The following is a 13,875-nucleotide window of genomic DNA, read 5'->3' as shown; positions in this document are numbered from 1 at the left end:
CAGGATTACTCTTCAGAATCCCCAGCTTCAGAATCATCTGCGGTTTCGTTAGCGAAATCTTCACGACGCTCACGGCGCTCGTCTTTCGCTTTAACCATCGGAGATGCTTCGGTAACAGCGTGCTTAGTACGCATTACCATGCTGCGGATAACGGCGTCGTTGAAGCGGAAGTTAGTTTCCAGCTCATCGATCGCTTCCTGCGGCGCTTCAACGTTCAGCAGAACGTAGTGAGCTTTGTGCAGTTTGTTGATCGGATAAGCCAGCTGACGGCGGCCCCAGTCTTCCAGACGGTGGATCGTACCTTCTGCTGCAGTGATTGCACCAGTGTAACGTTCGATCATGCCCGGAACCTGTTCGCTCTGGTCAGGATGGACCATAAAAACGATTTCGTAATGACGCATCGAATTGCTCCTTACGGATTATTCAGCCTCCTGTCTGGGTCAGCCGCGGCCCATGGAGGCAAGGAACGTGTTAAAGGGCGGCTGAAAAATTGACGCGTCATTCTAATTGCGCCCCCCCAGGAACACAAGCGCATTTGCACAAATAATTCGCACTAAGCGCCAAGCTGGGCTAAGTGGGTGATTTAAAATTAACCAATAACGAACGCGGCATTTTTTTGAACAACTGCATCAGAAAAGGTCGCTATCAGGCGACGCGCCAGCGATTACAATTTAATCAATGGCCAGACACCAGCAAGAGGAGTCCAGCGTTTTACCCGTACTGTCAGTAAGGAGCGTTCTATGAAAAGCATTATCATCGCCGTTATGGCTGCGCTACTCCTTAGCGCCAACGCGCTGGCAGCCATCAAAATCGATGGGCGTCAGGCTCGCAACATGGACGATGTGCAGAGTCTGGGCGTAATTTATATCAACCATAATATGGCTAGCGAGCAAGAGGCCGACCAGGCCCTGAACCAGGAAAGCGATGCCCTGGGAGCGAAGTACTTCCAGCCAATCCTGATTCACGAACCGCAGAGCAATGGCCTTATTCATGCCAGCGCCGCTATTTACCGCTAACCCAGGTCGATGCTTCGCCTCTCCTCACGAGGGGCGAAGCGATAGCCGATGTAAACGCAATTGAGAATTATTTTCCAAACTGACTTACCAGCGTCATCGCAACCTGATTTAATCATCAATTCACCGTTTGTTAATCAGGAGTGATTGATGGTCCCGCGTTTCGCGACGTTAGGTCGCATCCCGAAAGGAGTTTGGGTGCTCGGCGGCGTCAGCCTGCTAATGGATGTCTCATCCGAGATGATCCACAGCCTGCTCCCGCTGTTTATGGCCACCACGCTCGGCGCCAGCGTCATTATTATCGGTCTTATCGAAGGGCTAGCCGAAGCCACCGCCTTAATTCTCAAAGTCTTCTCCGGCGTCATTAGCGACTACGTTGGCAAACGCAAAGGGCTGGCGCTGCTTGGCTACGGGCTGGGGGCGCTGAGTAAACCGCTGTTTGCCCTCGCGCCGAGCGCCGGGGTGGTATTTAGCGCCCGCATGATCGACCGCGTCGGAAAAGGTATCCGCGGAGCGCCGCGCGATGCGCTGGTCGCCGACGTAACACCGCCGGAGATCCGTGGCGCTGCCTACGGGTTACGCCAGGCGCTAGATACCGTCGGCGCCTTTCTCGGCCCGCTGCTGGCGGTGCTGCTGATGTTCATCTGGGCCAACGATTTTCACGCTATCTTCTGGGTGGCGGTCATTCCCGCCGTACTATCCATTGCTCTACTGGGCTTTGGCCTGCAGGAGCCGAAATCCGCCATCGCGCACAAACGTAGCAATCCGCTGAAGCGCGAAAACCTGAAAAAGCTCTCCGCCGCCTACTGGTGGGTGGTGGCGATCGGCAGTATTTTCACCCTCGCCCGCTTCAGCGAAGCTTTTTTGGTACTGCGCGCCCAGCAGATGGAGATCCCGCTGTTTACTATTCCGCTGGTCATGGTCGCGATGAACCTGGTCTACAGCCTCACGGCTTACCCGTTCGGTAAGCTCTCTGACAGCATGAGCCACAGTAAACTGCTGCAATGGGGGCTGCTGGTGCTGATCCTCGCCGATATCGTGCTGGCGCTCAGCGGCCACTGGAGCACGCTGCTGATCGGCGTCACGCTGTGGGGGATTCACATGGGGATGACTCAAGGCCTACTGGCGGCCATGGTTGCGCATACCGCGCCGCCGGAACTACGCGGTACGGCATTCGGCATGTTTAACCTGATGAGCGGCCTGGCGCTGCTGCTGGCTAGTACCGGCGCAGGGGTACTGTGGGAAACCTTCGGCGCAGCCTCGACGTTTTACGCCGGCGCGATGATTTGCGTGGTCACGCTCATCGGCATGCGCTGTATGCCATCGGCCTATCGTCAGGGTTAAAAACGGCTCCGGGGCCAGACCAGTTGCTTCACCCTGAGGTGAAAGCCCCGGAGCGCGTAGCTTACTTCTGCCCGTAGTAGGCGTCAGGCCCGTGTTTACGCAGAAAATGTTTCTCCATTAGCCAGCCGTCGATGGGCTGTAGCTGCGGATTAATCCCGCGGGCGATCCACGCCATTCGCGCCACTTCTTCCATCACCACCGCATTGTGCACCGCCTCGTGGGCATCTTTCCCCCAGGAAAAGGGTCCGTGCTGATAGACCACAATCCCTGGCGTATGTAACGGGTTAGCCTCGCCCAGCGTTTCGATAATCACCTTCCCGGTGTTCAGCTCATAGGCCTCTTCCACCTCCTGTGCGCTGAGCGCCCGGGTGCAGGGGATATCACCGAAGAAGTAGTCCGCGTGGGTGGTACCGAGCGCCGGGATTGCCAGCCCCGCCTGCGCCCAGGCGGTAGCGTGCGTCGAGTGGGTATGCACCACCCCGCCGAGGCCGGAATAACGGCGGTACAACGCAAGGTGGGTAGCGGTATCAGAAGAGGGACGCCAGCGCCCCTCCACCACGTTGCCCTGCAAATCGACCACCACCATATCATCTACGGTCATTGACTCGTAGGCTACGCCGCTGGGCTTAATCACCACCAGCCCACGCTGCCGGTCGATTGCGCTGACGTTGCCCCAGGTAAAGGTCACCAGCCCGTAGCGCGGCAGATCCATATTAGCTGCAAATACCTGCTGTTTAAGCTGCTGCATTATGCCGCCTCCGTCAGGCCTGCGCGGGCCATCCGCGCCTTCACCCAGTCACGAGCCTTTGCGACTTCCGCCGCCGGGTCATCGGTGTTTTCGCTCCACATTTCAATCAGATACGGACCGCAGTAGCCTGTCTGCTTGAGCGTTTCGAAGCAACGTTCAAAATCGACGATCCCTTCACCAAACGGCACGTTTTTGAAGACGCCGGGTTTCGTATCTTTGACGTGTACCGCCACGATATGCCCCATGCCGGCCTGCAATTCCATCTGTACGTCGTTATCCCACGCCGACAGATTGCCAATATCCGGATAAAGCTGGAACCACGGATTATTCAGGTAGTGAGCATAGCCCAACGCCTTACTGATCGAGTTCATCAGCGGATAGTCCATGATTTCCATCGCCAGCGTCACCTGGGCCCGGCTGGCCATCCCGACGCTCTCTTTCAGGCCTTCGCGAAAACGGCGTCGAGTCTCATCATTCGCCTGCTGATAATAAACATCGTAGCCCGCCAGTTGGATCACCCGAATCCCCACATCCTGCGCCAGCTGGATGGCTTTACGCATGATGTCCAGTCCCTGATTACGCACCGCGTCATCTTCGCTGCCGAGCGGAAAACGACGATGGGCGCTAAGGCACATCGATGGTACCCGGACGCCGGTTTCGGCTACCGCCTTGACCAGCGCCAGGCGCTGCTCCTGGCTCCAGTCCAGCCGGGCGAGACGAGCATCGGTTTCATCAAGCGACATTTCGACAAAGTCAAAACCGAGGGTTTTCGCGAGCTGTAACCGCTCCAGCCAGCACTCCCCGCCGGGGAGCGCTTTTTCATAGATACCGAGCGGAATATGTTTCGACAACATAGCCGCTCCTTAACCCCACAGCTGGGCGATAGAGCGTTTAAACTGGCGAGCCGCTTCCACCGGCGAGGCGGCATCGCGGATACTGCGCCCGGCAATAAAGACGTGAATAGGGATACCGGCGAACAGCGGCAGGTCTTCCAGCGCCAGCCCGCCGGTCACGGTGACTTTGAAGCCCATATCGGAAAGGCGCTTAATCGCGCTGATATCCGCCTCGTTCCACGCCACGCCCGCGGCCTGCGCGTCGCGGCTGCGGTGATAGACCACCTGCTGAATGCCCGCGTCGCGCCACGCCTGCGCCTGCTCCCAGGTCCAGAAACCGGTCAGTTCAATTTGCACGTCGCCGTTGAACTCTTTGGCGACATCCAGCGCCCCTTTGGCGGTGTTGATATCGGCGCAGCAGATCACGGTCACCCAGTCGGCGTTGGCCTCAAAGCACATCCGCGACAGGATTTTTCCGGCATCGGCGATTTTGGCATCCGCCAGCACGATTTTATGCGGGTACAGCGCTTTCAGATCGCGCACCGCGCGCACCCCTTCGCCAACACAGAGAATAGTACCGACTTCAATGATATCCACCTCTTCGGCGATCAGTCGGGTGGTCTCATAGGCGTGAGACAGGGTTTGGTTATCCAGCGCAACCTGCAACATTGGTAACTGAGACATCGTATAAACTCCCTCTTAAACAGCCGCCGCAGTGGCGTTTTCAATTAAATCCAACACTTCCTGCTCGGTGCGGCAGGCGCGTAAACGGTCGAAATTGGCTTCGTCATCAAACAGGTTAACGATCTGCATGATGCCCACCTCCTGGTGGGTGGTAGCGTCAACTGCCGCCATGGTGATCAGAATGTCGACCGGGTCGTTATCTTCGTGATTGAAAATCAGCGGTTTTTTGAGCGTCACCAGCGCAAAGCCGGTTTTCTTAACGCCCTCTTCCGGACGGCCGTGCGGCATCGCCAGCCCCGGCGCGATAACAAAATAGGGACCATGCTGCGCGACGCCATCGAGGATCGCCTGGTAGTAACGCGGTTCCACTACGTCGGCGGCCACCAGCAGATCGACACCGATTTTCACCGCCTCCTGCCAGCTTTCCGCCTCCGCCTGCAGGCGTATGGAGTGGTTCTGCGCCAGAGAATCATGAAGTTTCATGGCGGCTCCTTATTTCACGTCCTGCGGGAAGTGGGCTTTGATCACTTCAAGCAGTTTTGGGCCGAAATCCGCAGGCGACAGCATGTTGCGCACGCCAACCACGTATTTATTGCCAGTAACGGTGATTTCACCTGCGATGTGGGTCGAGGCAATAATGATATCCGCGCCGTTTAGCTCGCTTTTATACTCACCTACCGCGCAGCTGTTCACCGTGTGGTCTATGTTTGATTGCGTCAGGAACTGGTCCACCTTCATTTTCATGATCATGGAACTACCTTGCCCGTTGCCACACACAGCCAGAATACGTACGGTCATAATCAGAACTCCTTATTGAGCAGAGGCTTCTGCCAGTTGTTTTTCCGCATCTTCCTCGGCGCGCAGCGCGCGGCCGGCGAAGAACATATAAGCCAGTGAAATCAGAATAATGACGGCCATAAACGCCAGCCCTATCGAGGCGAAGCCCTGCATCATCGGCGGCGCCAGGATTGACCAATCCGCCATGCCCATCCAGGCGCTCATCCCGGTCAGCTTCACCGCCCATACGCAGCCGAAGATTTCAATCATGCCCATCACCAGACAGATCTTGAGCGCCGCGCGCCAGCCGCCGAAGTGATTAGCAAAAACGCCAATCGTCGCGTTAGAGAAGAACATTGGGATAAAGCCCGGGATGATCAGAATGGAGGAGCCAATGCCGACGAGAATACCAACGGCAATCAGTTGACCGATGGTGCCCCACATAAAGCCCCAGACCACGGCATTCGGCGCAAAGCTATAGATAGCGGCGCAGTCAATCGCCAGCACGGCGCCGGGAATCAGGCGCTGAGAGATGCCGTTGAAGGCTTCGGACAGCTCGGCGACGAACATGCGCACGCCCTGGGTAATGATGAAAATGGCCACGGCGAAGGAGAAACCAGTCTGCAGGATATAGACCGTCCAGTGGGTTTTGCCCGCCATCGTCTGTACAACATCGATACCAAACGAGAGCAGAATGGCGCCAAAGAAAATGGTCATCACAATCGCGGTAGAGACGATGTTGTCGTGGAAGATATTGAGCCAGCCCGGCAGCTTGAGGTCTTCGACGCTCTCCTCTTTTTTCCCCAGATACGGCGCCACTTTATAGGCAATCCACGAGGCAAACTGCTGTTGGTGGCCGATAGAGAAGCCGCAGCCGTCGGTAACCAGTTGAGTCGGCTTGAACATCATGTTGGAGGTGATACCCCAGTACAGGGAGACCAGCACCGCGGTGCAGATAATGGTCGTCCACATGGAGTAGCCGAAGATGAAGAAAGAGACAGCAATCAGCCCCGCCTGCTGAAACATGATATGGCCAGTCAGCATGATAGTGCGGATGCCGGTAATGCGGCGCAGCAGGACGTAACAGATGTTTAGCGCCAGCGCCAACAGCACCGCATACCCCACCCAGCTGTAGGCCTCGCCCATCCGGTCGATGGTCGCCATCATTGAGGCGTAGGTATCGGAAATCGCGCCATTGATGCCATAAACCTCTGACATTTTCGCCACCACCGGCTTAAAGGTGCTGGTAAGAATGCCGGAGCCGGCTTGTAACAGCATGAAACCAATGATGGTTTTGATCGTGCCTTTGATAATCACGCTGACGCTTTTACGCAACAAGATATAGCCAAGGCAGGTCACGATACCCAGCAGCAGCGGGGCATTAGTCATTACCTGATTAAAGAAGACGGTAAAGATGTTGTAGAGGATCTCCATAACACACTCCAGAAGAGGAAGGCTTAGAACGCGCATGACGCTCAGCAGTTGTCGTCGCCCTCACTCTAATAATCAAAAACAATCACAACAAGATTGAATTTGATTAAATGTGACGCATCACGCAAATAATCATATTTTTTATAGGTGTATTCTCTCCCACGTCACGCGATAACCAAACAAACCACTAATATCAACAATATACATACATGTCCGATATTAAATTCAGGGGTTTTCAGCGCGTTAGCGCTACGATATCACCGTATTTCATCGAAAATAGCCGATTGCATTCCTGAAAAAACAGTGCCAGTATCAATCAAAACAAATCACCAATTGATTACTTTTGAAATAAAAGAGGAAGAGATCGATGAGTAAAGTGCAAACCATCACCCGTGAATCCTGGATTTTGAGCACTTTCCCGGAATGGGGCAGCTGGCTGAATGAAGAGATCGAACAAGAGCAGGTTGCGCCGGGCACCTTTGCCATGTGGTGGCTGGGATGCACCGGTATTTGGCTGAAATCGGAAGGCGGCGCTAATATTTGCGTCGATTTCTGGTGCGGCACCGGTAAGCAGAGCCACGGTAATCCGCTGATGAAAACCGGCCACCAGATGCAGCGCATGGCCGGAGTGAAAAAACTGCAGCCGAACCTGCGCACTACGCCATTCGTGCTCGATCCTTTCGCCATCCGTCAAATTGACGCCGTGCTGGCGACGCACGATCACAACGATCATATCGACGTTAACGTCGCCGCCGCAGTGATGCAAAACTGCGCCGCCGATGTGCCGTTTATTGGACCAAAAACCTGCGTTGACCTGTGGATTGGCTGGGGCGTGCCGGCAGAACGCTGCATCGTCATGAAGCCGGGCGATGTGGTGAAGATCAAAGACATTGAGATCCACGCGCTCGACGCATTCGATCGTACGGCCCTCATTACCTTGCCTGCCGATCAAAAAGCCGCCGGCGTGCTGCCGGACGGCATGGACCAGCGCGCGGTCAACTATCTGTTCAAAACGCCGGGCGGCAACCTGTACCACAGCGGCGACTCCCACTACTCCAACTACTATGCAAAGCACGGTAACGACCATCAGATTGACGTCGCCCTCGGTTCCTACGGGGAAAACCCGCGCGGTATCACCGACAAAATGACCAGCGCCGATATCCTGCGCATGGCGGAATCGCTAAATGCCAAAGTGGTTATCCCGTTCCATCACGATATCTGGTCCAACTTCCAGGCGGACCCGCAAGAGATCCGCGTGCTGTGGGAAATGAAAAAAGATCGTCTGAAATACGGCTTCAAGCCGTTTATCTGGCAGGTCGGCGGTAAATTTACCTGGCCGCTGGATAAAGACAATTTCGAGTACCACTACCCACGCGGGTTCGACGACTGCTTTACCATTGAGCCGGACCTGCCGTTCAAATCCTTCTTGTAAGCGTATCCCGGCGGGCACGCCCGCCGGAATTCCCTTTCCGCATTAGTATTTAGCGTTAATTTCAAATATCATCTTTGCTTGTCACTTTTAATCGGATTCGCTCATGACTGAAGCGCAAAGACATCAAATTTTACTGGATTTGCTGGCGCAAACGGGATTCGTCACCGTTGAACAGGTAATCTCCCGCCTCGGCATCTCTCCGGCGACGGCAAGACGCGATATCAATAAGCTTGATGAAAACGGCAAGCTGAAAAAAGTCCGTAATGGCGCGGAAGCCATCAGCGAACAGCGTCCGCGTTGGTCGCCAATGAACATTCATCAGGCGCAAAACCACGATGAGAAAGTGCGGATTGCCCGCGCCGCCTCGCAGCTGGTGTCGCCGGGCGAAAGCATCGTTATCAACTGCGGCTCCACCGCCTTCCTGCTTGGCCGTGAATTATGCGGCAAACCGGTGCAGATCATCACCAACTACCTACCGCTGGCCAACTATCTGATTGACCAGGAGCATGACAGCGTGATCATTATGGGGGGGCAATATAACCACAGCCACTTCATCACCCTCAGCCCGCAAGGTAGCGAAAACAGCCTGTATGCCGGGCACTGGATGTTCACCAGCGGCAAAGGGTTAACCGCCGAGGGATTGTACAAAACCGATATGTTGACCGCGATGGCCGAACAGAAAATGCTGAATGTCGTCGGCAAGCTGGCGGTACTGGTCGATAGCAGTAAAGTCGGCGAGCGCGCCGGGATGCTATTCAGCCAGGCCAGCCAAATCGACCTGGTCATTACCGGCAAGCAGGCCGATGAAGCGATCCTCAAGCAGCTTGAGGATCAGGGCGTGCAGGTTATCCGCGTTTAAAGGTGCTGTAAAAAAAAGGCGGTGGTCGCGTCCAGCGCTTCCGGGGTAATGCGGTGACGCACGCCCTTTTGCCAGTGGCAGGTCAGGTTAGTTGCCAGGCCGCTCTGCGTTAACGCCTGCTGCAGGCGGAAAGTTTCGCCTGGCGGAACCACGTCGTCTGCGTCGCCGTGCCACAACAGCAGCGGCTTGTCGGCTAGCGCCGCTAACTGATGAGTCACGTCCCACTCCGCCAGGCTTGCCGTATCGAATCCGGGCGACGGAAACAGCGTCTGCGCGAGGCTGCTGAAATAGCCCGAGCCCATCAGGCAGGCCACGCATTTTAGCTCCGGATGATGAGTCATGATGCCAAGCGCGGTCATGCCGCCCATTGACGCGCCGGCCACCGCCAGCCGCTCGCCTTCCAGCCACCCCTCAGCGATAATCGCTTCTCGCAGTGCGGAAAACTCAACAAAGTTCTGTCGCAGGATCGGCCAAAAGCGCTGCATTCGCCCGGCATCATCGCCGTGAAAACGCGCGCCGTGTTCGGCGGCATCAGGCATAACCACCCGGAAACCGGCATCGGCCAGCGCGACGGCGAAGTAGCTGTAGACCAGCTTGGAAGAGGTAAAACCGTGATAGAAGACGATAACCGGCAGAGGCTTATCCGCCATCCCAGCCGGATAGGCGTGAATCACTTCACCGCCTGCCAGATTGCGCATTTCGAGTGTAATCAACTATCGTCTCCTTCTTTATAGTGGCACGACGTTGCGCACCAAAACATTCGCCAAAGCTTTACGTTGAGCACGATTTATAATGTTGAGAGCTCGGTTACGCTTTCATAACATTTTCATTCGAAAATCGCGCGATAGATAACAATTCGGGAACATTCCCCAGAAATGATGTTCAGGCTACCACTACACTATCACTATCAGGAAACGAGATATGGTCATGCGTAGGTTTACACCGTGGTTACTGGCTCTCGCCTTAAGCGGATGTAGCATCCTGCAGGGTACGCCGGAGGCGCCGCCGCCGGCAAGCGATCATCCGCAGGAGATTCGTCGCAATCAGACTGAGGGCCTGCAAAAGATAGGTACCGTCAGCGTTCTGATGTACGGTTCGCCGATGGATGTCGAGACCGCGTTGAAAGCCAAAGCAGAAGCCGCAAAAGCGGATTACTACGTCATCGTCATGATCGATGACACCATGGTTCCCGGCCAGTGGTATTCGCAAGCGATTCTGTATCATAAATAGCGGTGTGATGCGTTTTTAACCAGCTTTACACTGCTTTGCGTCCATTCACGTTCTCCTGCGCATAATAACGTTCAGCCAGCCTTTTGGCAGAACGTTAGCAAACGGACTGCCCTCGGGATTACGTGAAATGGAGCTGACGATGAAACGATCACTGACCTTACCCAGCCTGTTGCTGACCACCGCGACGGCCAATACTTCCGCTCAGTCAGCCGAATTCGCCAGTGCGGATTGCGTCACCGGCCTGAACGAAATTGGTCTGATTTCCGTCAATAATATTTCCGGCAGTCAGCAGGATGTCGAGCACGCCATTGCCGTAAAAGCCGATGAGCAGGGCGCTTCCTGGTATCGTATCGTTCAGATGTATGAAGAGCCGCAGCCGGATAGCTGGCGAGTGCAGGCTATTCTCTACGCCTGAGAAGGCTGTCGTCCGCGCCCCATCGCCCGCAGCAGCGCATCGTCCAGCAGCTGCGCGTCCAGGCGGATACCTCCTCGCGGATCCAGCATCATCCGGCACCATGCCTGGGCCAGCGGTGGAGACGCAAAGCGCAGCATCTGCGCGCCCGCCCCCAGGCAATACACCAGACGCGCTATTTCTCGTCCCTGCGCCTCAACAGGTCGCCGTAAGAGTTGCTGAAGCTGTCGCCACGCGCGGTCATAATGCCGGTTCTGCCCCTTAACCTCAGCACACTCCGCTGCCAGCATTTCTAACGCCGCCGGCTGCTTGCCAAGCACCCGCATCACGTCGAGACACATAATATTGCCGGAGCCTTCCCAGATACTATTCACCGGCATCTCACGGTATAAGCGCGGGAGTTCGCTCTCTTCGCAATAACCGATACCGCCCAGCACTTCCATCGCCTCAGCGACAAACGGTATACCGGCGCGACAGATAGCAAACTTGGCGACCGGGGTAAATAAACGAGCCCATAGCACTTCATGCGCATCGTCGCGCCGATCCCAGGCGCGAGCCAGACGGAACAGAAAAGCGGTTTGTCCTTCAAGACGCAGCGCCATCTGGCCCAGCACCTGGCGCATCATCGGCTGATCGGCCAGATTCTTGCCGAACGCCTGACGCTGCAGCGCATGGTACAGCGCCACCGAGTATGCGCGGCGCATCAGGGCATGGCTGCCGGCCGCGCAGTCGAAGCGGGTCAGCGCGCCCATCTTGAGAATTTGCCGCACGCCATCGCCCTCTTCGCCTATCAGCCACCCGCAGGCGTCAAAGAATTCGGCTTCGCTACTGGCGTTAGAGCGGTTGCCTAATTTATCTTTCAGCCTCTCCAGGCGCACGCCATTGCGTTGGCCATCGGGTAAAAAGCGCGGCACAAAGAAGCATGAGAGCCCGCCCGGCGTCTGGCCTAATACCAGATGCGCATCGCTCTGCGGCACCGAGAAGAACCATTTATGGCCCACCAGCCGATAGAATCCTTCCGCCGTTTTTTCCGCTCGGGTGGTATTGCTGAGCACATCCGAACCACCCTGTTTTTCGGTCATTCCCATGCCAATCAGCAATCCACGTTTCTGATCGCCCGGTGCGAGATGCGGGTCATAGCGATCGCTGAGTAATGGCGGCAACCAATCGCTGAACACAGCAGGTAACGCGCGCTGCAGCAGCGGCGTTGCGGCGAAGGTCATGGTTATCGGGCATAACGTTCCCGCCTCCACCTGAGCATGCAGCATAAAGCGGGCGGTACGGGCAACAAATGAACCCGCGCGGGCGTCTTCCTGCCAGGAGAGGTTATGCACCCGGTTGGCGCACAGTCCCTGCATCAGCAAATGCCAGGCGGGATGAAACCGCACGTCATCCAGCCGGGCGCCGGTGGCGTCATAGCGTAATAGTTCTGGCGGGTTGCTATTCGCCAGTCGCCCCAGCTCCAGCGATTCCGCCGTGCCCAACTGTTGGCCGATGCTGGCGAGCAGATCGCCATCCCAACCGGCGCCTTCACGCACTACCGCCTCACAAAGCGCGGTATCGGACAAAAACAGATTGCTGTTACACAGCGGCGTCGGTTGATTGAATACGGTATGCGTTTGCCAGTGCATGATGTCTCCCTCCGTCAATGGCTCTGATAGTAAGTATGGTCGCCCGCATAGACGGTCACAAAAAAACCGCTACGCCTTCGTGAAGCCCATCACAGGCATAAGAATTTAAAATTTCCTCAGGAAAAATGTATGGAATAATTTATTCATTCGTTACTGTTTTGTATCAGTCGGGGCTTCCTATGCACACCGCCAGCACAACATCAGCGGCGCAAAAACGCGCGCTGATCGCCGGTTCTATCGGTAACTTTATTGAATGGTACGAGTTTGCGGTCTATGGCTTTCTGGCGACCGTAATTGCAAAAAACTTCTTCCAGTTGAACGGGGAAGCGCCGCTGACCGGGCTGATTCTGACTTACGCCTCTTTCGCGATTGCGTTCTTCTTTCGCCCGCTGGGCGCCATCGTTTTTGGCCGTCTCGGCGATCGTATTGGCCGCAAGCCGACGCTGATTATCGTGTTGGTACTGATGACGCTCGCCACCACGGCAATCGGGCTGGTACCGGTTTACGCCAGCATCGGTATTGCGGCGCCACTCCTGCTGACCGGATTACGTATTCTGCAGGGGTTGTTTGCCGGCGGCGAGTATGGAGGAGCGGTATCGCTGATGACCGAGTTCGCCCCTAAAGGTAAACGCGGTCTGTATGGCGCATGGCAATCTTTTACCGTGGCATTAGGGTTGCTGGCAGGCGCAGGCGTGGTCGCGCTGATTTCCGCCGTACTGAGCCCCGAAGCGCTGCATGACTGGGGCTGGCGAATTCCCTTCTTCCTCGCCATACCGATGGGCATCGTTGCGCTATGGCTACGCGTTAAAATGGAAGAGACGCCGGGCTTTTTACGCCAGCAGCAGACTACGCCGCCTGCGGAAACCCGCGCCAGTTGGCGCCAGACGCTCAAAGCGATTTTCACCGGCATTGGCCGGCTGATGGTATGGTCGGCGGCGGGTTATACCTACCTGGTGATCATGCCCTCGTACCTCCAGTCCGCGCTACACACCGGTTTTAATCAGGCGCTGCTAATTGCGGTGATCTCCAACATTGGCTTCGCCATCACCATCTTGCCTGCCGGGATGCTCAGCGATAAGTTGGGACGTCGGCGGGTGATGGTCGCGGCTGCGGTATTGCTGCTGGTACTGGCGCTACCGCTGCTGAAAATATTGCAGGCGGAAAGCAGCACGCTGCTGGTGAAAGGTATCGTGGTGCTGATTGCGGGTGGACTGGTGGGGATTCTGGCCGGGCCTGGGCCGGCGATGCTGGCGGAGATGTTCCCTACCAGGGTGCGTTATACCGGGCTGGGGTTAGCCTATTCGCTATCAAATGCCGTGTTTTCCGGCTGTGCCGGATTGATTATTACCGGCCTGATTAAACAGACCGGTAATCTGGACATTCCGGCGTACTACGTGATGGCGACATCCGTCGTCAGTATTGCCGCGCTAATGACGCTCAATAAGAACGATCATCTGCGCGCGCTGGATGACTAACCCACC

Annotated in this window: 16 protein-coding genes; 7 read left to right on the top strand and 9 right to left on the bottom strand. The window is 56.1% G+C overall.

Going from position 1 to position 13,875, the window contains the following annotated elements; translation table 11 throughout:
• Window positions 1–5: 5 nt before the first annotated feature.
• Entirely contained in the window at window positions 6–401 is a 396-nt protein-coding gene (gene rpsF, locus ACSEMK_RS18915; protein WP_004098001.1) for a 30S ribosomal protein S6, read from the bottom strand.
• A 339-nt stretch (window positions 402–740) separates the two neighbouring features.
• Between rpsF and ACSEMK_RS18910 the strand changes: the two genes are divergently transcribed.
• Window positions 741–1,016: a DUF1471 domain-containing protein gene (locus ACSEMK_RS18910; RefSeq protein WP_020079809.1), complete on the top strand. Its 276-nt coding sequence runs from the start codon at window positions 741–743 to the stop codon at window positions 1,014–1,016.
• Between the two features lie 147 nt (window positions 1,017–1,163).
• The gene (locus ACSEMK_RS18905) at window positions 1,164–2,357 is read left to right on the top strand and encodes an MFS transporter (protein ID WP_430915339.1); all 1,194 of its coding nucleotides are present in this window, start codon (window positions 1,164–1,166) and stop codon (window positions 2,355–2,357) included.
• A 61-nt stretch (window positions 2,358–2,418) separates the two neighbouring features.
• On the opposite strand, the gene ACSEMK_RS18900 is transcribed toward ACSEMK_RS18905, so the two are convergent.
• The 6 genes from ACSEMK_RS18900 to ulaA are packed head-to-tail and all read right to left on the bottom strand — an operon-like array spanning window position 2,419 to window position 6,833.
• The gene (locus ACSEMK_RS18900; RefSeq protein ID WP_087858300.1) at window positions 2,419–3,105 is read right to left on the bottom strand and encodes an L-ribulose-5-phosphate 4-epimerase; all 687 of its coding nucleotides are present in this window, start codon (window positions 3,103–3,105) and stop codon (window positions 2,419–2,421) included.
• Window positions 3,105–3,959: an L-ribulose-5-phosphate 3-epimerase gene (locus ACSEMK_RS18895; RefSeq protein ID WP_430915340.1), complete on the bottom strand. Its 855-nt coding sequence runs from the start codon at window positions 3,957–3,959 to the stop codon at window positions 3,105–3,107. The genes ACSEMK_RS18900 and ACSEMK_RS18895 overlap by 1 nt, the downstream gene beginning before the upstream one ends.
• A gap of 9 nt (window positions 3,960–3,968) precedes the next feature.
• Window positions 3,969–4,622: a 3-keto-L-gulonate-6-phosphate decarboxylase UlaD gene (gene ulaD, locus ACSEMK_RS18890; RefSeq protein WP_430915341.1), complete on the bottom strand. Its 654-nt coding sequence runs from the start codon at window positions 4,620–4,622 to the stop codon at window positions 3,969–3,971.
• A 15-nt stretch (window positions 4,623–4,637) separates the two neighbouring features.
• Window positions 4,638–5,105, bottom strand: coding sequence for a PTS ascorbate transporter subunit IIA (ulaC, locus tag ACSEMK_RS18885; protein WP_015368614.1), 468 nt, complete (start codon window positions 5,103–5,105; stop codon window positions 4,638–4,640).
• Between the two features lie 9 nt (window positions 5,106–5,114).
• A complete protein-coding gene (ulaB, locus tag ACSEMK_RS18880) occupies window positions 5,115–5,420 on the bottom strand; it encodes a PTS ascorbate transporter subunit IIB (protein WP_001577590.1) in 306 nt (101 codons plus the stop codon).
• A 12-nt stretch (window positions 5,421–5,432) separates the two neighbouring features.
• Entirely contained in the window at window positions 5,433–6,833 is a 1,401-nt protein-coding gene (ulaA, locus tag ACSEMK_RS18875; RefSeq protein ID WP_087858298.1) for a PTS ascorbate transporter subunit IIC, read from the bottom strand.
• A gap of 364 nt (window positions 6,834–7,197) precedes the next feature.
• On the opposite strand from ulaA, the gene ulaG reads away from it, so the two are divergent.
• A complete protein-coding gene (gene ulaG, locus ACSEMK_RS18870) occupies window positions 7,198–8,262 on the top strand; it encodes an L-ascorbate 6-phosphate lactonase (protein WP_411325462.1) in 1,065 nt (354 codons plus the stop codon).
• 103 nt (window positions 8,263–8,365) lie between these two features.
• A complete protein-coding gene (gene ulaR, locus ACSEMK_RS18865) occupies window positions 8,366–9,121 on the top strand; it encodes an HTH-type transcriptional regulator UlaR (RefSeq protein ID WP_087858296.1) in 756 nt (251 codons plus the stop codon).
• Here ulaR and yjfP read toward each other — a convergent pair.
• Window positions 9,118–9,834 carry an esterase gene (yjfP, locus tag ACSEMK_RS18860; protein WP_430915342.1) on the bottom strand — a complete coding sequence of 239 codons (717 nt, stop codon included), beginning with the start codon at window positions 9,832–9,834 and terminating at the stop codon, window positions 9,118–9,120. The two genes, ulaR and yjfP, sit on opposite strands and share 4 nt — an antisense overlap.
• Window positions 9,835–10,042: 208 nt before the next feature.
• Here yjfP and bsmA point away from each other — a divergent pair, with 208 nt between their 5' ends.
• Entirely contained in the window at window positions 10,043–10,351 is a 309-nt protein-coding gene (bsmA, locus tag ACSEMK_RS18855) for a biofilm peroxide resistance protein BsmA (protein WP_045379672.1), read from the top strand.
• A 139-nt stretch (window positions 10,352–10,490) separates the two neighbouring features.
• Window positions 10,491–10,766, top strand: a complete 276-nt coding sequence (gene yjfN, locus ACSEMK_RS18850; RefSeq protein ID WP_020079815.1) for a DUF1471 family protease activator YjfN — start codon at window positions 10,491–10,493, stop codon at window positions 10,764–10,766.
• On the opposite strand, the gene ACSEMK_RS18845 is transcribed toward yjfN, so the two are convergent.
• The gene (locus ACSEMK_RS18845; protein WP_316425303.1) at window positions 10,757–12,394 is read right to left on the bottom strand and encodes an isovaleryl-CoA dehydrogenase; all 1,638 of its coding nucleotides are present in this window, start codon (window positions 12,392–12,394) and stop codon (window positions 10,757–10,759) included. The two genes, yjfN and ACSEMK_RS18845, sit on opposite strands and share 10 nt — an antisense overlap.
• Window positions 12,395–12,573: 179 nt before the next feature.
• On the opposite strand from ACSEMK_RS18845, the gene ACSEMK_RS18840 reads away from it, so the two are divergent.
• Complete coding sequence (locus ACSEMK_RS18840) at window positions 12,574–13,869, top strand: MFS transporter (protein WP_430915343.1); 1,296 nt, start codon at window positions 12,574–12,576, stop codon at window positions 13,867–13,869.
• The last annotated feature ends 6 nt before the right edge of the window (window positions 13,870–13,875 follow it).

It is taken from the genome of Klebsiella sp. K-3, assembly GCF_051207495.1.
Taxonomy (GTDB): Bacteria; Pseudomonadota; Gammaproteobacteria; order Enterobacterales; family Enterobacteriaceae; genus Klebsiella; species Klebsiella aerogenes.
This window is presented reverse-complemented; position numbering and strand designations above follow the sequence as displayed.